Genomic DNA, 20123 nt, shown 5'->3' with positions numbered 1-20123 from the left:
CCGTTTTGCCTTAGCAATTGACAGCACGTCATCTGAGTGATTAGAACTCCGCTCGCCACACAGGAAGATCACAGAGAGGAGTGGTCGAAGGCGCCTGACCGGCGCACTTCCGCGTGGCACGGCTCGACACAGTCTCCGGCCGGAATTCTCCGGACCGGAAGTTCGGCGTGCCCGCATTCGCCCTGGCGCACGCGCGCACAAGGGCGTCGGTGAAAACGCGGGTGCGCCACCAAAGAAAGGGCACAGGACGTGAAAGTCCGATATGGGAGATTGATCTCCTGCCTTGTCGTGTCGGCGGTGGCGAGTACCGCGCTGCCGCAGATCGCCTATGCCGTACCCGAGTCCGATTCCGGATCGGGCGGCCACGACAAGGGCATCGTCGACACCGTCAAGGGCTGGTTCGCAGACGACGACCACCACCTCGACAAGCCGCCGTCCCACGACGAACTGGACATGGCCGACCGGCAGAAGCTGCCGAGGGGCAAGAAGGCCCCGAAGGCCAGGCGGGTCAAGGAGCTGAAGGGCAAGCGGACCGCGACGGCGCGGTTCTGGCAGCTCTCCGACGGCCGTGTCCAGGCGGAACTGTCGGCCGTGCCGACGTCGTACCGCTCCGGCGACGGCAGGCACGCGGCCTGGAAGCCGATCGACACGGCGGTCCACGCGACGGACGCCAAGGGTTTCGAGTTCGCCAACACGACGAACGAGGGCCGGAGCTGGTTCGGTTCGGACACGGACAAGCTGGTGCGCTTCCGGTCGCCGGACGGCCGTACGGTCACCCTGGGCCTCGAGGGCGCGGGCGGCAGGCTGAAGCCGGTGGCCAAGGGGTCGACGGTCACGTACAAGGACGCCGCGCACGGCGCGGACCTGGAATACGGCGTCGGTCCCGGCCGGGTGAAGGAGAACATCACCCTGGCCGAACGCCCCGCCGGTCCGGTGAAGTTCACGTTCACGCTGGACACCGACGGGCTTGTCCCGCGGGCCCGTAAGGACGGTTCGATCGCGCTGTACGGCGCACTGCCGAACACCCCGGCGATGGTCATCCCGGCGCCGTACATGACGGACGCGAAGAAGGCGGACAAGTCCGTCTTCGGCAAGACCTACAGCACGAGGGTCAGGCAGAAGCTCACGAAGGACGGCAGGTCCTGGAAGCTGACAGTGACCCCGGACGCGAAGTGGCTGGCCTCGAAGGACCGCCAGTACCCGGTGGTGATCGACCCGACGATCACGATCGCGCCGTCGCCGTCGGACTCGCAGGACACGATGGTCCTGCAGGAGGCGCCGACGACGAACTACAACACCTCCTGGAAGCTGTCGGTGGGCCGCACGGCCACCGGCACGGCCCGCTCCCTGATCAAGTTCCCGCTGAGCGAGATCCCCTCGGGCACGCAGGTCGACTCGGCGCGTCTGGAGATGTACTTCGACAACGCGCACGACGGCGGCGGCACGAAGGTGCCGGTCGAGGTGCACCGGGCCACGGGAACCTGGGACGAGACGACGGCGAACTGGAACAACACCAGTTCGTACGTCGGTGAGCTGTCCGGCACCAGCTACACGGTGGACGACGGCGACCCGGGCACCACGGCGGCCACCGGCTCGTGGCCGGCGACGACGTCCTCGCTCGCGCAGTACGGCATCGGCGGCGACTACCGCTACAACAAGGACACGGTCGCCGGGGACACCTACACCTGGCAGCCGAACATCAAGGACGCGGGCACCTACCAGGTGGACGCGCACTACGTCGCGGCCACCGACCGGGCCACCAACGCCCCGTACTCGGTGACGTCCAAGACCGGCACCACCACCTACACGGTGAACCAGCAGTCCGGCACGAACGGTGTCTGGGCCCCGCTGGCGGGCGGCGCGCAGATCGACTTCGCGGCCGGTACGGCGGGCAAGGTCGTCCTGGGCGACGGCCCGGCCTCCGCGACCACGGCCGTGATCGCGGACGCGGTCCGCTTCACCAACCCGGCGATGATCAACAAGGACATCGGCGAGTACAGCCAGTGGCACAAGTTCCCGGTGACCGACACCGTGCAGCAGTGGCTGGACGGCACCTCGGTCAACAACGGGTTCATCCTCAAGGCCGCCGACGAGTCGGCGACCGGCCCGATGGGCGGCCCGCGCTACGAGGCCGGCGACGGCGACTACGGCGGCGAGACGTCCACGATCCCGCGGCTGACTGTCACGTACGGCAAGGTCGGCACCACCCTCAACTCGCCGACGGTCGTCCACTCCACGGGCCCGGAGCTGTCCTGGAAGGCGTACTCGAACACCACCGGTGACCCGAACAACGACATCGTCGAGTACCAGCTGCACCGCTCCACGCAGCAGGCGTTCACCCCGTCCGCGGCCACGCTCGTCGCCCCGATCGACAAGTCGGCGACGGCGTACACGGACACCACCGCGACTCCGACGCCGGACTCCTCCTCGGTGGAGATCGGGCGGTCGTACTACTACCAGCTCGCGGTGAAGACGAAGGGCGGCCAGCTCCTCGGCTCCCCCACGCGCATCGTGGGCGTCCCCAAGGCGGGCCGCACCATGCGCCTCGTCCAGGGCACCGCGGCCGGCGTCACGGACACCACCCTGTCCTCCGCGACACCGACCACCAACCTGGACACCATCAGCCGGGACGGTGTGGGCCAGAAGTGGCTGAGCGTGGGCAACAACACGCCCACGAACACCACCGAGAAGACCCGCGCGGTCATGAAGTTCCCGACCAGTGCGATCCCCACCACCGCCACGGTGCTGGAGTCCCGCCTGTTCCTGTGGGGCGCGGAGACCACCACCAAGACCAACGGTGCGATCTACGAACTCCACGGCCTGAACAAGGACTTCACCGAGACGCAGGCCACCTGGAACAACGCGAACTCGACCACGGCGTGGACGACGGCGGGCGGTGACTACTCGGGGACCGTCTCCGACACGGTCGGCACGGTCTCCGACGTCGGCCGTCACTGGTGGGACGCGACCTCCCTCACCCAGGGCTGGACCCGCACCCCGTCCTCCAACCACGGCGCCCTGATCAAGCTGAAGGACGAGACCGCCACGGGCCCGCAGGAGCAGACCATGTTCCTGGCCTCGGAGACCGCCGACCAGCAGATCGGCCCGCTGCTGCGCGTGATCTACGTCGACTCCACGACGGACGACACGTACTACGCGCCGCAGACCCCGGCCCGTATGACCCCGAACTCGACGTACACGGTGGACTTCACGGTCACCAACACCACGTCGAGCGCGTGGGCGAGCGGTGAGCGGGTCCTGTCGTACACCTGGCAGCTCCCCGACGGCACGGACGCGACCACGGGCGGCAACCAGCTGTCCACGGCGATCCCGCCGCTGTCCCCGGGCCAGTCGACGACGATCCAGGCGCAGGTCAAGACGCCGATCAACTCGGACTCGGGCAGCAAGCGCACCAAGTACGTACTCGGCTGGGACGTCAAGAAGGTCTCCGACGGCAGCTGGCTGTCGGCCGGCACCGGTGGCATTCCGCCGCTGAAGCAGAACGTGGCGGTGGAGGACCCCACCTCCAACGCGCTGGGCCTGGAGAAGTTCTACAGCTACACCGGCAAGAACACGGGCGCCGGCTCGACGGTGATGAACAACCTCGCCTACGGCAACACCGTGTGGTCGTACAACGCGTTCAGCAACCCGGGCCGCGGCCTGACGACGTTCGCGCGGTTCGCGTACAACTCGCTGGACACCGACAACACGACAGGTGGCGCGGGCGCGGGCTGGTCGGCCCAGGTCGGCGGGCCCATCCGGCTCGGCGCGGCACTGGACTTCCACCCGAACCCGGTTCAGAACGCGACGGAGATCCGTCTGCCCGACGGTGACGGCACCACACACGTCTTCACCAAGCAGGCCGACGGCAGCTGGAAGGCCCCCGCGGGCGTCCACTACCGCATCACGGCCAAGGCGGGCCTGGACTGCACCCCGGACAAGGACCCGGTGCCGGACGCGTGGACGCTGCTGCGTCCGGACGGCACGCGGTTCTACTTCGGCTGTGACGGCTATCTGACGTCTGTCGTCGACAAGAACGGCAACACCCAGACGTACACCTACGAGCAGCACAAGACCCAGGGCAAGGCGGCGAAGTTCCTCGCCTACATCACCGACCCGGCGGGCCGGCAGTCCCTGACGCTCGACTACTACAAGAAGGGCGACGCGTCGTACGACTACATCGACGGCACGGGCGCCAAGGTCACCGGCACCAGCCTGACCGACCCGGACATCTACGACCACGTGAAGTCCATGACGGACATCTCGGGCCGCAAGGTCTCCTTCTTCTACACGGTGGAGGGCCTGCTCGGTCAGTTCACCGACGGTGACGGCTCCAGCCAGCCGAAGAACTTCAAGTTCACCTACGACGCCCTCCAGGGCAACAAGAACGTCAAGCTGGTGACGGCCACGGACCCGCGCGGCCACGACACCAAGCTGGCGTACTACGAGCCGAAGGCGGGTGACGACCCGAAGTACCACTGGTGGACGAAGACCGTCACCGACCGCCTGAACGGCGACACCGGCTTCGCCTATGTGGCCGACACCGCGAACACCAAGTTCACGGACACCACGGTCACGGACGCCGAGACGCACGCCACGAAGTACGTGACGGACGACTTCGGCCGCCCGGTCCAGACGACCAACGCCAAGTCCCAGAACACCAAGATGAGCTGGGACGCCGACAACAACGTCACGTACCTGGAGGAGGACAACGGCGCCAAGACCGCCTACTGCTACGACCAGAAGACGGGCTACCCGCTCTGGCAGCGCGACGCGGAGAACAACAAGGCGGGCGTACCGGACCAGACGACCACCTGCGTCTCGGACACCACCAAGTGGCCGGCGAACGCGGCGAAGTACGAGTACCAGACGCGCGCGGACGGCTTCTCGGCGGACCTGTTCCGCAAGACGTCGCCGGAGGGACGGGCCTGGCAGTTCGGCTATGACTCGTTCGGCAACCTGAAGACGGTCACGGACCCCAAGGGTGTCGCGACCACGACGGTGCCGGACGACTACACCACGAAGTACGACTACGACGCCTACGGTGAGCTGATCAAGGCGACCGATGCCAACGGCAACCCGACGACGTACAGCGGTTTCGGGTCGACCGGTTACCCGGACACGATCACTGACGCGAAGTCGAACGTGACGAAGTTCGTCTACGACGACCGCGGCCAGGTCACCCAGGTCACCGACGCCAACAACAAGGTGACCACACAGACGTACGACACGTACGGGCGTCCGCTGGTCAACACGGTGCCGAAGGAAACCGGTGTCGTCATCACCACGCCGGCGCCGGTGTACGACGAGAACAACAACGTCACCAAGTCGACGGCACCCAACGGCGCGGTCTCGACAGCGGTGTACGACAACGCGGACCAGGTCACCTCGGCGACGGCGCCAGCGAACAACCAGACCGCTCCGCGCACCTCGACGTACACATATGACAAGGCCGGCAACCTGAAGACGACGACCGAGCCCAAGGGCACGGCGACGACGACGGATTCGACCGACTACGTCACGACGAACAACTACGACGAGATCTACCAGCTCACGTCCGTGGTCAACGCGAACACCGACAAGGTCTCGTACGAGTACGACAACGTCGGCAACGTCACCAAGGTCATCGACCCGAAGAAGAACGCGACGGCCGACACGACCGACTACACCACCAAGACCGACTACGACCTGGACCACCGGGTCACGGTCGTCACGGACGCGGCCGGCAAGACCACCAAGAAGGGCTACGACAAGGACGGCCTGGTCACCTCGGCCACGGACGCCGAGAACAACACCACGCTCATCACCTACGATGAGCGCGCAAAGCAGACCGAGGTTAAGGTCCCGCACGAGGGCACCACGACACGGTCGACGAAGTACGAGTACGACCAGGTCGGCAACACCACCAAGGTGCTCACCCCGCGCGCGACGGCGGCCGGTTCCACCGACGCCTTCACGGTCCGCACGTCGTACGACGAGCTGAACCGTCCGGCCAAGCAGTACCAGCCGTACGACCCGGCGGACTCCCGTTACAACGACCCGAATGTCTACACGGAGACGACGTACGACAAGGTGGGCCGGGTCGCCAAGACCTCCCTGCCGCCGTCGGACGGCGAGACGGTCCGCAACGACACCACCTACGGCTACTTCGACAACGGCTGGGTGAGGTCGTCCACGGACCCGTGGGACATCGCCACGACCTACGACTACAACGAGCTGGGTAAGCAGACCAAGAGGACCCTGACCTCGGCGGGCGGCTCCTCGGACCGCACGATGACATGGTCGTACTACCCCGACGGCTCGCTGAAGTCCCGCGCGGACGACGGTGTCCCGGCGGGCAAGTCGGTCGTCCTGGTCGACAACTCCGACACCCAGAACACCTCCAAGACCGGCACCTGGACCAAGGGAGACATCACCGGTCAGCAGGGCTACAACCACGAGACCCACGCGGCCGGCACCGGCACGGATGCCTACACGTGGACGCTCAACATCCCCAAGGACGGCACGTACGCCGCGTACGTGAAGTTCCCGAAGGTGACGGGCGCCGCGACGACGGCCAAGTACACGGTGACCTACGACGGCGGGACGGCCGACAAGACGATCGACCAGAACGCCACCGCGAACCAGGGCACCTGGGTCTCACTCGGCTCCTTCGCCTTCAAGCAGGGCAACGCGGCGAAGCTGCAGCTGTTCCAGAACAGCGCCGGCACGGTCGTGGCGGACGGCGTGAAGCTCGTCCGTGACACCACCGGCGACCCGGCCGACACGGAGAAGGACAACTTCGCCTACTCCTACGACCTCAACGGCAACCTGACCCAGATCGACGACACCTCGTCGACGGCGAAGATCGACTCGTACGCGATCACCTATACGGGCCTCAACCAGGTCCAGAAGGTGAGCGAGTTGCTGGCCGGGGTGGAGAAGAAGGCCACGTCGTACACGTACGACGCGAACGGCCTGTCGGACACGATCACGCACCCGGACCAGTTCTCCAAGTACACGTACGACCTGCGTGACCTGGTGAAGACGGTCTCGGTCGGCAAGACGGCCACAGACGCCTCACCCAAGGTGGCGTCGTACACGTACACCGACCGAGGCGCCAAGCTCCAGGAGACGAAGGCCAACGGCAACACGGTCGACTACACGTACTACCTGGACGCGGCACTCAAGTCGACGACGGAGAAGAAGCCCAACGGCACCCTCGTCTCCACGCACACCTACGCCTACGACCCCAACGGCAACAAGTCGCAGGACGTGGCCAGGAAGATGAACGCCGACAACCACGCGGCGTACCTCGACTCCACCACGGACTACACCTACGACCCCGCCGACCGCCTCAAGCAGTCCGTGAAGACCGGCAACGGCGCCGGGACGGAGACGTACGTCCACGACAACAACGCCAACGTCATCAGCCAGACGGTCAAGAACGTCACCACCAACTACAACTACGACCGCAACCGGCTGTTGAATGCCACCATCGGCAGTTCAACAGCGAACTACAACTACGACCCGTTCGGCCGCGAGGAGTCGGTCACCTCGGGCAGTCAGGTCATCGAGCGGAGCGTGTACGACGGCTTCGACCACGTCATCGAGTCCCAGAAGATGGACGACATGGGCGCGATGAAGTCGACGACCTACACCTTCGACCCGCTGGATCGCACCGCGTCGAAGACGGCAGCCGGCAAGACGACGAACTTCGAGTACCTGGGCCTCTCGAACGAGGTCCTGGACGAGAAGGTCGCCGGCACGCTCACCAAGTCCTACCAGTACAGCCCCTGGGGCGAACGCCTGTCGCAGGTCAAGCACAACAGCGACGGCACGACGGAGGACGGCTACTACGGCTACAACGGCCACACCGACGTCGAGACCCTCACGGACAACAACGGTGACACGAAGGCGACGTACGGCTACACCGCCTACGGCTCCGACGACACCTCCGAGTTCACCGGCATCGACAAGCCCGACACCGTCGACCCGACCAAGGAGGCATACAACCCGTACCGGTTCAACGCCAAGCGCTGGGACGCCCAGTCCGGCACCTACGACATGGGCTTCCGCGACTACAACCCGGGCCTGAACCGCTTCACCTCCCGGGACATGTACAACGGCGCACTCGCCGACATGGGGCTCGGTGCCGACCCGTACACCGGCAACCGATACGCGTTCGGCGGTGGCAACCCCACCAGCTTCGTCGAACTGGACGGACACACCAGCTGCGACGTCACCGGGATGTGCGGGGGCACCTACCGCGAGACTCCGATGATCAAGGCGGAGGAGCGGCAGAGCCCCGCGAAGTCCTATCAGGCTGTCGAGGACTTCATGTTCGCCGAGATGAAGGGAAATCTGAAATCGGACGCGTTCAAGGAGATCAAGCACTACACCAGCTCCTGCGACACCTGGAATCCCATCCAGTACGAGCTTGACTGCCGCCCCAGCCTGTCCATCAAGCTCTGGTTCGACCAGGTCCACGAGAACGGTCCCTGGGACCACAAGAACTTCCTCCTGAAGAACTTCGCTGTCCACAAGGAGAACGATGTCTGTTGCTACACCGGCAAGATCACCGGGATGAGCGCTGAGGTCTACCACGACGTGTGGTCGAACGTGCACTACGGCTATGTGGGAGCGGCGGCCGGTCTCGACGACGACCTGCTGGAGACCGCGGCGGCGCCCAGCCTGCCGGGCGGCAAGAACATTCCGGGAGCCGAGCACATCCCGTACGTCGGAAGGTCCGACGACGGTGACAAGGCGACGGTGCAGTTCGGCATCAAACTGTGGCACAAGTACGGTGCCGACCTCACCCAGGAGCAGTTCCACTCCGAGCTGCTCAACATGTTCGGGCAGCTCCAGGGAACCGACAAGATCTACTCGTTGGCCCCGCCGCCACCCACCTGGGACAAGGTCCCTGGGGGCTGGGTGTAACCAGCACCGTTGGGCTTCCTGAGCCCGATGTACCATCCCTCGCCGTGGAGGCAGCCGGCTCTGTTCCGGCTGCCTCCACGGCACCTCTTCTGGTGGAAGGCCGCACATGAGAACGGATGAAGTACGGGGCGTCCCCGAGAAGAAGGCCGTGCCCTACAGCGCAGGCGCCTGGCTGCTCGGTATCGCCCTCTTCCTGGTGACCGGGTACGTGACCGCGCTGCTGCTTTTCAGTACCTGGGTGAACTGCGACATCGGCGCCAATAACCCCTACCAGTTGGTGCTGCTGGTGGCCGTGTCGACCGGCATGGCGTTCGCCTCGACACTGCTGTGGGCCCTCATGCGCAAGCTCACCGGTCGCCGGGGCCTGCTGAAGCCCCTCGCGCTGACGGTGCTCGCCGTTGTGGTACTGCTCTGGCCGGTGCTGGCGGTCTGGTACGTCTCACCCGGCCACCCCGACAGCGTGTGCGAATCCGGCGGCACACCCCTGGTGTGGCCGGCCTGGTTGCCCGTGTAGGGGGTGGCCCCGGCGGACGGGTGCTTCTGGGGTGACCGGGGCGAGCTGCACGGTGGACAGCTCTGGCCGGGCCTCCCATTCTTCGCCAGCTCCTCCACTCCCACTGCTACCGGTACCTGGGCCTGTCCAATGAGGTCCTGGACGAGAAGGTCGCCGGCACGCTCACCAAGTCCTACCAGTACAGCCCCTGGGGCGAACGCCTGTCGCAGGTCAAGCACAACAGCGACGGCACGACGGAGGACGGCTACTACGCCTACAACAGCCACTCCGACGTCGAAACCCTCACGGACAAGGACGGCGACACCAAGTCCACGTACGGCTACACCGCCTACGGCGACGACGATTCCTCCGAGTTCACCGGCATCGACAAGCCGGACACGGCCGATCCGACGAAGGAGGCATACAGCCCTTACCGGTTCAACGCCAAGCGCTGGGACGCCCAGTCCGGCACGTACGACATGGGCTTCCGCAACTACAACCCGGGTCTGAACCGCTTCACCTCCCGGGACATGTACAACGGCGCCCTGGCCGACATGGGCCTCGGAGCCGCCCCGTTCACCGGCAACCGGTACGCGTTCGGCAGCGGCAACCCCAGCAGCAACGTCGAGGTCGACGGTCACTTCGACATCGGCGGATTCATTGACACCGCCATCGACACCGCTGAGAGTGCTGTCGAAGGGGCGGCGGAAGGGATCGCCGAGGGAGCCGAGACCGTCGCCGGCAGTGGTTCCAGCCTGCTCAGCAAGGCGGGCGGATACGGCCTGGCGGCCTGGGTATTCCTGGAGGAACTGGGCTGGGACACTCCGACCGCCCAAAACGGATACGAGTCCGACCCCGGTGACAAGCCGGACTACAGCGAGGGGCTCCTCCTCAAGCCGGACTCCGTCAAGGAGTGGCAACCCGGCGACGCTCGGGTGCCGTTCACCAAGGAGGACTGCGCGAAGAGCCGGTCGAGCATGATCTATTACATGCCGCTCGACTCCCAGGGGCGTGCTCAGGGCGCGATTGCGTGCCTCAGCGAGGCGGACATCAACTACACCGACAAAGACGGAAACCTGAAAGACCCGAACAATGCGACAAAAATTGTGGGAAGCACCACAATCTGGCCGATGAGCACTCCGGGTGCTTGGGCTGCTTCTCCCAAAGGGTGGCGTCCGGGTATGGGCCTCGATCGGTCGTTGCGGTGGACCGGCTCTGGCTTCCGGGCCGCTGGTGCTTCGCAGGGCAGTGTGCTGAGGCGTGTTGACGTGGGCCCGGATCGGGCGGTCTGGTCATGCGGCCGCGTCGACCAGGGCTTGGAGCAGGCGCTGGGGGTCTTCGGCGATGCGGTTGCAGACGTAGAGCCACCATTCCGTGCCGAAGACGATGTACTCCCGGGTGGGGTGGCCGCGCTCGGCCATGGCCTGGAGGCGGTCGGGCCCGAGGCCGAGGAGGGTCTCGAACTCCCAAGGATCGGAATCGTGACCCTTCCCTCCGAGGAGCTGGTCAACGCGGTTGATCAGATCCCAGTCGTGGGTGGCGAAGGAGCACAGATGGCCCGAATCGGCCAACTGTTGCGCGTACGCAAGATAGGCGGCGGTCAGGGCCGGGGCCTCGCGCCGGTGGGCGATGGCCTCAGGTTCGAGGAAGGCGCCCTTGACCAGGCGGATGCGGCCGGGACGGGAAAGCAGCTCCGGCAGGTCGTCTGCCGTGCGATATAGGCGTGCCTGGACAGTGATGCCCACATGATCGAACCGCTCGCACAGCTTGCGGTGCAGGGCAAGCACCTCGCCGGTACGGTCGGAGCCTTCAGCCGAGATCACCATCTCCCGCCCGGTGTCGGCGGTGGCCTGGGCGATGCGGGAGGCGTTGGCAAGGGCAAGCTCCGCATCGACGGCCAAGCCGATGTGGGACAAGTCCAGGGAGATCGAGCACCCGGGTGGCAGTAGCCGGGCCGCAGAGAGGAACGTGTCGGTCTCTTCCGTGGCTCGCCGCGGGTCGCGGCAGCTCTCGCCCATGTACTCGACGTTCACGCGGTGGCCGACGGCCAGGACCTGCTGCGCCCGGTCCAGGGCGTCGGGCAGGGTTTCACCGGCCACGTACCGCCGCGCAACTTTGCCGGCCAGAGGGCCCAGGACCGGGTCACCTGGGACACGCCACTTCAGCTCCTCGTCGAGCGCGAGCCCACGCAGGACTTGGGCAGCCTGTGACGAGAGGACGGCGTTGGTGGCGGGGATCTGCGTGGTCATGCGCTGTGCCTAGCTGTTCGCGGGATGGATGAACGCCTGCGAGCCTTCCAGACCGGTGCTCCCACCCGAGAGTGGCAGAAACGACAGGTAAGCTGAAATTCCTGCCACTGTCGTAAGAGGGGATCGGGAACCGATGCTTCACGACGTCGCCGTCCTAGCCCTCCAGGGTGCCCACGCATTCGAGCTGGGCGTGTTCTGCGAGGTCTTCGGGATCGACCGCAGCGACGACGCGCTGCCCGTGTACGACTTCGCTCTTGTCTCGGCCACCGGCGACAGCGTGCCGACCCGCCACGGCTTCGAGGTGCGGGCCCGGCACGGCCTGGAGCGGCTGGCCTCGGCGGACCTCATCTGCGTCCCCGCCTACGACCCGCACGTGCGCCAGCCGGACCACCTGACCGAGGAACTGCGGGCCGCTGTGCAGCGGGGCGCTCGGGTCCTGAGCATCTGCACCGGGGCCTTCCTCCTGGGCGAGGCCGGGCTGCTCAACGAGCGACGCTGTACCACGCACTGGCGCTACACCGACGAACTCGCCCGCCGCCACCCGCGTGCCCGGGTCGAGTCGGACGTGCTCTACGTCGACGAGGACCCGGTCATCACCGGCGCCGGCACCGCCGCCGGCGTCGACACCTGCCTCCACCTCATCCGCAAGGAGCACGGCAGCGCCGTCGCCAACGCAATCGCCCGCCGCATGGTCACACCCCCACACCGTGACGGCGGCCAGCACCAGTACCGCCAACGCCCCCTCCCCCGGGAGGGGACCGGGTCCCTCGCCCCTGTCCTGGCCTGGGTGGAAGCCAACCTCGACCAGGACCTGACCGTCGACGCAATGGCCTACCGTGCCCACCTCTCCCCACGGACCTTCGCCCGACGCTTCCGGCAGGAAACCGGGACCACACCACTGCAATGGCTGACCGGACAGCGAGTCCTGCTCGCGCAGCACCACCTGGAGACCACAGACGACCCAGTAACCGCGATCGCCCACCGCACGGGCTTCGGCACCGTCGACAACCTCCGCCACCACTTCGCCCGACACCTCGGCACGACGCCCCAGGCGTACCGGCGGGCGTTCAGAGCCCTGCCCACCAGCCGACGATCCGCGCCCCTCACAGTTCCACAAGGGCCGCGCAGTACTGACTGATCGCTGTCCGGTCTTGAGAACGGAACCAGGTCGGCAAGCCCGTCACTCACCGTGACTGCACGTCAGTGGCCCAGACGTTGCGCACCGCTCAAGATCGAAGACCCGGACAAGCACGTCACCGCCATGGACGTGGACCCGTACCTGACCGAGGTGGCGACGGAACGGCTCGCGGACCGGAATCAGGACGTGCAGTTCGGGCTCGCGGACCGGCTGCTCAACCGGACACGGGACGTGCGCGGCGAGTGGCAAGAACTTGCCACAAACACGGGCCAGTTGGCGGAGACACCTCTGATGCTCTGCTCGTCGCCTGGTCGCGAGGCGTAAGCCTTCTAGGCCGGCCGTCGGCTCCTTCGGTTGGAGTTCCAGCGGTGGTGTTGCCCATGAGGGCTGTCGATGACGTTCTTTCGCACCACCCAGCCGGGCAGCTGTCGTTCACACGGAGACTTTATGTGGGTGGACTCTCTTCTCCGTGACACAGGTTGGGGTGTGCGGGAGCCCCGCAGCGGGTGGGGTCGTCGATCCGTCGCTGACCGAACGCTTCCGCCTGCTGCTGGTCGAGCACTTCGGGGCGGCGGAGTTGCTTGAGATGCGGGGCAACCGACCCGAACGGTCAACCTGACGGCCTGCCGGCCAATGGCAGGCCCTCAGTCATGTTCTCCTTGCGATTCGTCAGCTCAGGAACCTCTCTCCATTCGGAGACACGGCCGTCTCGGCCGGCCCCACGGCTGGGTCAGCCCGGCTTGACCGCCAGCGTCGCAAAATAGTTCGACATGTATTGAGCGGATGCGTTGGATTGGTGCGGCGCTTCCGCGAAGCCGGTGATGACGAACCCCGCGGCGAGTTGCCCGCCGATCTGGTCGGTGAGGGTGTGGCTGTATTCAAGAGGGGCATCCGCGCCGAACTTCGTGGCGCGTTCCTCGGCGGAGTACTGCGTGACATCGCTGTAGGGCAGCTTGTGCACGACGATCAGCTCGCCGCGCTCGTCGAGCGCCTCGTGGTCGAACAAGTACACATCAGGGTTGAGGAAGCCCACGAGCAGAGTTCCGCCCGGTCGCAGGATGCGGAAGCACTCACGCCACACCGGTGCCAAGTCTGGTACGAATACGTTAGAGACCGGATGGAATACCACGTCGAATGTTGCGTCGCCGAAGGCGCTGAGGTCGCGCATGTCGCCCAGGACGGTGCGCAGCTCGAGTCCGTCGCGCGCCGCCACCATCTGGTCCTGGCCGAGCTGGCGGGGTGAGTTGTCGAATACGGTGACCCGCGCCCCTGCGGCGGCGAGGATCGGACCCTGCTGGCCACCGCCGGAGGCCAGGCACAACACGTCCTTGCCGGTCAGGTCCGTCGGCAGCCAGGAGCGGTCGACTGGCTCACGCCCGATGAGAACAATCGACCAGTCGCCCATGCGGGCGCGCTCGACATCCTCAGCACTCACCGGCCTCGACCACTCGTTGCCCTCTTGGACACACTTGTCCCAGGCTGCCCGATTGTGGGCAACGGGGTCGACAACAATGTCCTGCACGTTTAACTCCCTGCTACAGCCAAGCGGACACCTGCGGTACTGACAGTTCGGTGCCGCTAGCCAACACGATTGCAGGGTGCGGGCTCAACGAAATTCGCGGGCATCGAGGTGTCCACGGGCTCGACGGGTGGTCGCGCAGCGGGTGCGTAAGCGCTGGTTGCCGGGGTTGCGGAAGCCGTAGGCGTCGCGGGCGATGGTCTTGATGACCCGGTTGGTGCCTTCGGAGCCGGCGTTGGTGATCCCAGTGTGCAGGAACGCAAGGATCTCTGGCCCCCCATGTCTCGACCGTTGTGGCTAGGCGCTGCAGTTCGGGAAGGTCGGCGTCGGCGCATCGGCGGTAGAACCGGTACAGCAGATCGCGGACCTGTTCCCGGTCCGGGCGGGTCCGGGCGGTGGCAAGCAGGTCCAGGAGGTCTTCCTTGGCGTTCCACGCAGCGGTGATCGGCGCGCCGATCACCCTGGGCAGGTTGGACAGCTCGTCGAGGAGAGCGTCGACCTGCTCGCCGCGCATCCGGGCGGCGGAGCGGGTGAGCCGGTTGCGCAGTTCCCACTCGCGGTTGCCCTTGCGGCCGCGCCGGCCGCGGTGGGTCACGGTGATCCGGCGGCGGACCTCGGCGAGGGTCTGGTTCGCCGGCTGCACCAGGTGGAAGTGGTCCACGACCAGGGTGGCCTGCGGCAGGACCCGGCGGATCGCCGCAACGGTCCGGCCTCCCGGTCGGCGCGTGTCGTCGCGGTCGCGATGGCGGCCCTGTGCGCCAGTGTTCCCACCTCGCTCCTGGTAGGGGTGTTCGCCTGGCCGGCGGTGCTATTGGCCTGTGCCGTACCCGCGGCTCTGGCCGCGCCCGTCTTTATGCCGTGCAAGGGGGCCCTGCGTACGCCGCTACCCACGCCGCTACTTCCGTACCGTGCGGGCGGGGGAGGGCCGCCGAACGGCGACGGCCCTGTGATCAGCTCGGACGATCAGGCCTTGACGTAGGGGCGGGAGCCGGGCTCGCTGCTGTCGTCATAGCTCAGGAACCAGTGGGCCGCGAACTCGACGGGAATGGAGAAGGGATGCCGGCGGTCGGTCAGGTAGTGGAACAGGAACTCCGTGGCCGTGCAGTCGAAGCGGCTGTCTGCCTCCCCGTCGTCATTCGTGGCGTAGACGGGCCATCGGTCGGGGTCGGGGCCGTCGATGATCCAGTAGAACGCCTGCTCATGCTCGTTGCTGGCCCAGCGCAGCAGGCCGCCCGCCGCCGGGAGGGGCGAATCCGGCTCCCATGACTGCGGCTCCCATGGCTGCGGGCCCGGTCGCGCGCCGTACGGGACGGAGCGGATGAGGTCCGGGGGAAGGTAGACGTCGAGGAAGCCGTCGAACTGGCCCTCGCCGAAGGTTTCGACCAGCGTCTTGTAGTCGGCCGGCAGGGGTGTTCCCAGCTGGGACTCGACCGCCGTCCAGTCGACCGGATACGTGCGTGCGGATGTCCACCCCGTGACGGCCACGAGTCGGTCCAGCCAGGATGCCTCCGGCGGCAGTCGGTCCGGGCTCGCGGTGGTCCGTTCGGCGACGGCCAGCACCGGCCGGGCGTCGTCCTCGTGAAGGTGACCGAAGGCGATCCATCGTCCGCCGAACGGCCAGACGAACTCCCAGTCGATCTGTTCGGCGCAGGGCAACCACGCCTGCCCGCTGCCTTCCGTGCGAGGAGACCCGTACCGGGTGTCGAGCGTCGCCACGAGGTCGTCCACGTCCGCGGTGTCCGAGACCGGCAGGCACACATGTCCCGCCGGATGAGCGGGCTCCGCACACCTCAGGTCGCCGAAGTCCGGCCACACGAGTGCTGCCACCTCCGCCAGCAGTTCCTGAACATCCATGGCCGGGATTCAAACACGGGCCACCGACAGCGGGCCGAAGTGCGGGCCACCGCTTCGGTGCGACCACGAAACTCCGCTTTCGGCTTGCTTCGTCCCATCGTTCGCGGCCGCCTCGACGGCTGTTGTATAACCAGGCCGCCATCGAACTGCCCATCCCTTTCGAAGAGGTACGTCATGTTGTCCGGAACCGGAAGACCTCTCCGTCCGAGCTGGCTCCGCGCCCTCGGTCTCGTGTCGGCCGTGGTTGCCGTGGCAGTGTCGTCCGGATGTTCGACGAGCGACGGCAAGGGGACGTCGGCAGAGCGGCATGCTTCCGGGAAGCCCGGGGCAGCGCGGCCCGACTCGACGCGTACGGCACACCCCACGCCCAAGCCCGTCCCGCCGCCGAGGACCGCCGCGCAGTTCGTCTCCCGGGCCCGGCAGGCCATGGGCGCCGAGGAGGGGTGGACGTTCGCCCTGCGCGGCAGCGAGTCCGCCGTCATGCAGGGGCAGGCGCCGTCCGGGGCGACGTACGCCGCGACCGTGCACCGGACCACCGCCCCCGTCGCGCTCCAGCAGACCGGCACGATCACCACCAGCAAGGGGGAGCGCAAGCCCGAGGTGGTGTATGTCGTCGGCGGCACGGGTTACGTCAAGGAGGGTGCCGAGGGATGGAAGAAGGGGGCGCTCTCCGAGCCCGACATCGCCGATGACGTCGAGGACCCCTTGGCCGAGCTGGACGCGTTCGCCGCGTACGCGAAGAGTGCGACGGTGAGTCGTACAGGGGCGGGCGTACGACTTCGGGTGAGTGCGTCCGGATGGCGGTTGTCCGCTGCCCGCAGCCGTCCTGCGCTCCGGCGGGCCGTACGCGAAGTGGAGCCCGCCCTGGCGCAGTTGCGCAAGGCGGGCGTCACGGCGACCGACGGTCAGGTCATGCTCAAGAGCTTCACCGAGACCTGGGATCTGGGGGATGCGGTGCATGGGTATCGGGTTGCGGCACATCGGTACGCGTTCGCGTTTCATGTGCCGTTCCAGGGTGGGGACATAACCGTGAGTCAGGAGGTGCGGGCCGACAACCGTGGCGTGTTCAGCGGGCACTTGGCCTTGCCGTCCGGTGTGAAGTGACCTGTGCGACGCACCACAGGGTAAGAAGGTTGTACATCCGGTGTGAGTTCCCATGTGGCGATTGACACTCCCGTGGCCTGTGATGTTGGTCAGTCAGATTCCGCTTGGTGAACGGGGGAACGAGGTTCTGCTCCCCCTGATCCGAGCGAAGGGGGAACGTTGTCATGGGTGGAGTGGACACGCGACCGTGCCCGGGCGAGATGCGTGCGTGCGCGGCTGCCTTCGTCGCCCGTGCCACCGCGCGCACCCGGCTGCCGCTGGACTACTCCGAGCGCAGCCTGAGGGTCGTGGACTTCCTGATCGACGGGCTGCGCAAGGGCGGCGCCGACCGGGAGCGGGCACGGGACGCGCTGTTCGGGCTGGGGGCGTACGTCGGTGAGGTGCTCGTGCGCCGCGCGGGGGCGGTGTGGGTGGACTTCGACGCCGGGCAGCGCGCCTACTTCGGGCAGCCGGTGGGCGTGCGCATGCCGGACGGTCGGGTGTGGAACCCGCTGGGCAGGGTGCTCAACCGTTTCGAGGTGGGCGGTCCGGAGGACTCGTTGCAGACCTTCTGGCTGACCCTGCACGGGCGGCCGCGCCGCGAAGTCGGCTGACCGGCGGGCACTCCAGCGGCCGGACGGGCGGTTTGCGCGCAGAGTCCGATTTGTCGCCCCAGTCGTCCCGACGCTTACCGCTGCTGTATAACCAGCCCTCGTTCCGGTCGGCCGCCATTTCTCGGCCGTGCCTCTGCTTTCCGCTGCCCATCGAAGGGTCTCTTCGTGCTGCCCTCTTCGCGTTCCCGTGCTCGTACGTGCTTCGTCGCCGCGCCGGCCGTCGCCGGCGTCCTGCTGATGGCGTCGGCCTGTGGGAGTGGAGGAGGCGACGGCCCAGGGGCGGATTCCGCCGACGCGGCCGAGAACGTTGCCGTCGAGACGTCCGCAGCCTCCGGCGCGTCCAAGGTGTCCGCCTCCGCGTCTGCCTCGGTTTCCGCCTCCTTCTCAGCCTCCGCCTCGGCGAAGGGCAAGGCCAAGGCCAAGGTCAACGCCTCCGCCTCGCCGAGTACGGCCCCGGGTACGGCCGGCACTCCGCGGGCCACCACCGCCCCGCCCGCCGCCTACGCCACCCCGAACTTCCCCGTTCCCGCCTCCCCGGGTGACGCCACCCAGCTCATCACCGTGAAGGCGAGCGGCTCGTACGCCACCGTCACCGCCTGGGCCAAGGGGGCCTCGGGCTGGAAGGCCCAGTTCAGCACCAGTGCGGGCCGGGTCGGCTCCAACGGCGTCACGAACGGGGCGACACGGCGGCAGGGGACGTACACCACGCCCTCCGGGACGTACTCCATCACCGAGGGCTTCGGTGTCGAAGCGGGCGGGACGAGCATGCCGTACCACGTCGTCAACAGCTCGGACTGGTGGGTGGAGGACCCCCAGTCCAAGTTCTACAACTCGATGCACAGTGCGGCGGGCGCCGACTTTCCGCTCACCGAGGCCGGTGACCGGGGCAGTGAGCATCTGATCAACTACCCGACCCAGTACGCCAAGGCGCTCGTCATCAACTTCAACCGGTGGCCCGCCACACCCGGTCGCGGCGCCGGCATCTTCCTGCATGTGAACGGGAACGGCGCGACCGCCGGTTGTGTGTCCGTGCCGCGCGCCACGATGGACCAGATCATGGCCTGGATCCGGCCCGGCACCCACCCGCGCATCGCCATCGGCTGAGCGGATGATCGAACCCGGTGTGACGGATAGGCGCGCGGTACCGGCCGCCCACGCGATCGAGGTCGGGACCGAGCCGCTGGACCGGCCGGCGCGGAACTCGGTGGGCGGCTGGCCGTTCCTCGACGACGTCCAGGAGTGGCCGGAGTGCCCATCGAACAGGACCCGACGACAGAGCCCGAATACGAGGCTCTGTGTGTCTCCGGCGACGAAACGGACTGCGGCGCGAGGTCCGGCACGCACGGTCACCCCGGGCCCGTCGAGGAATGGCAGCGCAAGCACACACAGGAGACCCGGCACCTGCGCTACCGGCGCAACTTCGGCGACTACGCGGTGCTACGGCAGGACGGGTCGGCCGGGGCCCGGACATGCGAGCACCGGCAGATCGAGAAGCGCGAGTGCGGCACGCACTGCCGGGACTGCAAGCGACAGCTCTACCTGTGATGGCCGGCGCAAACGCGGCAACGTGTTGTCAGTGCCGTGATGTTGACTGTGCAAGCCCATCACGAGAGAGCGAGGCCGGCAGTGACGGAACCAGGCGAGGTGGACCTCGTCCACCTGGAGGACGCGGACGGGAACCGTTGCGTCGTGCGCGTCACCGGGCGCTCCAGGCCCGGGGTGCTGCCCGGTCACGACACCCTCCGGGCCGACGTGCTCGTATCGGCGAGCTTCGTCGACGCCCGCCTGGATGTCTACATATTCCAGCGCGACCTCGACGCCTGGCAGCGCGACTTGACCGGCCTCGCGCCCGGGAAGGACGTGAGGATCGGCCGTGACCGCGGGCTGGAACTCGTTCTGCACATGCTCGAGGACCGCTCCTTGGCCGTGACCGTCCACGATCCCGAGCGCCTCACCACGATGCTGCGGATCCGACCGGGGCAGAACTGGGTCGATGAGCATCACCTGCGCCTTGAGCAGGTCCGGCAGGCCTGGCCCAGCGAAGTCGTGGAGACGGGCCCCATGACCTACGAATGGAGTCCCAGCCGCCGAAGCCGACAGGTGAGGGGTGAGCGGTGAGTTTCCACATGCATCTGCGTGCCGTCCAGGAATCCGAGGTCTGAGGCTCAACCTCGGGAGTGGACACCCGGTTTCATGCGACGAGCGACAGCGTACGTGATGAGATCAGCTGTTGCTCGAACTCGACTGGCGTGAG

At 67.1% G+C, this 20123-nt stretch carries 14 protein-coding genes and 2 pseudogenes; 11 read left to right on the top strand and 5 right to left on the bottom strand.

Annotated elements, in window-relative coordinates; translation table 11 throughout:
• Window positions 1-1260 precede the first annotated feature (1260 nt).
• From ACFY1J_RS32555 to ACFY1J_RS32545, 3 genes and pseudogenes are all read left to right on the top strand, one after another.
• Window positions 1261-8919: a DNRLRE domain-containing protein gene (locus tag ACFY1J_RS32555; protein WP_390710283.1), complete on the top strand. Its 7659-nt coding sequence runs from the start codon at window positions 1261-1263 to the stop codon at window positions 8917-8919.
• A gap of 106 nt (window positions 8920-9025) precedes the next feature.
• Window positions 9026-9433 (top strand): hypothetical protein, encoded by a 408-nt coding sequence (locus ACFY1J_RS32550; RefSeq protein ID WP_390710071.1) that lies wholly within the window; start codon window positions 9026-9028, stop codon window positions 9431-9433.
• A 62-nt stretch (window positions 9434-9495) separates the two neighbouring features.
• A pseudogene (locus ACFY1J_RS32545) lies at window positions 9496-9993 on the top strand (RHS repeat-associated core domain-containing protein); the annotation flags it as partial.
• Window positions 9994-10704: 711 nt separating this feature from the next.
• Here the strand turns inward: ACFY1J_RS32545 and ACFY1J_RS32540 are convergent.
• A complete protein-coding gene (locus ACFY1J_RS32540) occupies window positions 10705-11430 on the bottom strand; it encodes a proline dehydrogenase family protein (RefSeq protein WP_390710282.1) in 726 nt (241 codons plus the stop codon).
• An 18-nt stretch (window positions 11431-11448) separates the two neighbouring features.
• Between ACFY1J_RS32540 and ACFY1J_RS32535 the strand changes: the two genes are divergently transcribed.
• The 3 genes from ACFY1J_RS32535 to ACFY1J_RS32525 all read left to right on the top strand — a co-directional run bounded on the left by ACFY1J_RS32535 (window position 11449) and on the right by ACFY1J_RS32525 (window position 13123).
• Window positions 11449-11622 (top strand): hypothetical protein, encoded by a 174-nt coding sequence (locus tag ACFY1J_RS32535; protein ID WP_390710292.1) that lies wholly within the window; start codon window positions 11449-11451, stop codon window positions 11620-11622.
• A 172-nt stretch (window positions 11623-11794) separates the two neighbouring features.
• Window positions 11795-12799 (top strand): GlxA family transcriptional regulator, encoded by a 1005-nt coding sequence (locus ACFY1J_RS32530; RefSeq protein ID WP_390710070.1) that lies wholly within the window; start codon window positions 11795-11797, stop codon window positions 12797-12799.
• A gap of 51 nt (window positions 12800-12850) precedes the next feature.
• Window positions 12851-13123 (top strand): hypothetical protein, encoded by a 273-nt coding sequence (locus ACFY1J_RS32525; protein WP_390710069.1) that lies wholly within the window; start codon window positions 12851-12853, stop codon window positions 13121-13123.
• Window positions 13124-13529: 406 nt separating this feature from the next.
• Here ACFY1J_RS32525 and ACFY1J_RS32520 read toward each other — a convergent pair whose 3' ends face one another.
• The 4 genes and pseudogenes from ACFY1J_RS32520 to ACFY1J_RS32505 all read right to left on the bottom strand — a co-directional run bounded on the left by ACFY1J_RS32520 (window position 13530) and on the right by ACFY1J_RS32505 (window position 16172).
• Window positions 13530-14321: a class I SAM-dependent methyltransferase gene (locus ACFY1J_RS32520; RefSeq protein WP_390732473.1), complete on the bottom strand. Its 792-nt coding sequence runs from the start codon at window positions 14319-14321 to the stop codon at window positions 13530-13532.
• Window positions 14322-14405: 84 nt separating this feature from the next.
• On the bottom strand, window positions 14406-14561 hold the full coding sequence (locus ACFY1J_RS32515) for a transposase (RefSeq protein ID WP_390710281.1): 156 nt from the start codon (window positions 14559-14561) through the stop codon (window positions 14406-14408).
• Between the two features lie 43 nt (window positions 14562-14604).
• Window positions 14605-15012: pseudogene (locus ACFY1J_RS32510) on the bottom strand (transposase); the annotation flags it as partial.
• A gap of 269 nt (window positions 15013-15281) precedes the next feature.
• Window positions 15282-16172 (bottom strand): SMI1/KNR4 family protein, encoded by an 891-nt coding sequence (locus ACFY1J_RS32505; protein ID WP_390710067.1) that lies wholly within the window; start codon window positions 16170-16172, stop codon window positions 15282-15284.
• A 240-nt stretch (window positions 16173-16412) separates the two neighbouring features.
• On the opposite strand from ACFY1J_RS32505, the gene ACFY1J_RS32500 reads away from it, so the two are divergent.
• The 5 genes from ACFY1J_RS32500 (at window position 16413) to ACFY1J_RS32480 (ending at window position 19987) form a co-directional block, all read left to right on the top strand.
• A complete protein-coding gene (locus tag ACFY1J_RS32500; protein WP_390710066.1) occupies window positions 16413-17276 on the top strand; it encodes a hypothetical protein in 864 nt (287 codons plus the stop codon).
• 164 nt (window positions 17277-17440) lie between these two features.
• Window positions 17441-17869: a hypothetical protein gene (locus tag ACFY1J_RS32495; RefSeq protein WP_390710065.1), complete on the top strand. Its 429-nt coding sequence runs from the start codon at window positions 17441-17443 to the stop codon at window positions 17867-17869.
• Between the two features lie 165 nt (window positions 17870-18034).
• On the top strand, window positions 18035-18973 hold the full coding sequence (locus ACFY1J_RS32490; RefSeq protein ID WP_390710064.1) for a L,D-transpeptidase: 939 nt from the start codon (window positions 18035-18037) through the stop codon (window positions 18971-18973).
• A gap of 144 nt (window positions 18974-19117) precedes the next feature.
• Window positions 19118-19414, top strand: coding sequence for a hypothetical protein (locus ACFY1J_RS32485; RefSeq protein WP_390710063.1), 297 nt, complete (start codon window positions 19118-19120; stop codon window positions 19412-19414).
• Window positions 19415-19495: 81 nt separating this feature from the next.
• Window positions 19496-19987, top strand: coding sequence for a DUF5959 family protein (locus ACFY1J_RS32480; RefSeq protein ID WP_390710062.1), 492 nt, complete (start codon window positions 19496-19498; stop codon window positions 19985-19987).
• The last annotated feature ends 136 nt before the right edge of the window (window positions 19988-20123 follow it).

This window comes from Streptomyces sp. NPDC001406 (assembly GCF_042895285.1).
Taxonomy (GTDB): domain Bacteria; phylum Actinomycetota; class Actinomycetes; order Streptomycetales; family Streptomycetaceae; genus Streptomyces.
Note: the sequence above shows the minus strand (reverse complement) of the source record. Positions and strands in the feature narration are given on the sequence as shown.

What these genes read in the sequence shown, in the direction of transcription:
- ACFY1J_RS32530 (WP_390710070.1), top strand. Translation starts at nt 11,795, where the DNA reads ATGCTTCACGACGTCGCCGTCCTAGCCCTCCAGGGTGCCCACGCATTC.
- ACFY1J_RS32550 (WP_390710071.1), top strand. Translation starts at nt 9,026, where the DNA reads ATGAGAACGGATGAAGTACGGGGCGTCCCCGAGAAGAAGGCCGTGCCC.
- ACFY1J_RS32555 (WP_390710283.1), top strand. Translation starts at nt 1,261, where the DNA reads ATGGTCCTGCAGGAGGCGCCGACGACGAACTACAACACCTCCTGGAAG.
- ACFY1J_RS32540 (WP_390710282.1), bottom strand. Translation starts at nt 11,430, where the DNA reads ATGGGCGAGAGCTGCCGCGACCCGCGGCGAGCCACGGAAGAGACCGAC.
- ACFY1J_RS32505 (WP_390710067.1), bottom strand. Translation starts at nt 16,172, where the DNA reads ATGGATGTTCAGGAACTGCTGGCGGAGGTGGCAGCACTCGTGTGGCCG.
- ACFY1J_RS32495 (WP_390710065.1), top strand. Translation starts at nt 17,441, where the DNA reads ATGGGTGGAGTGGACACGCGACCGTGCCCGGGCGAGATGCGTGCGTGC.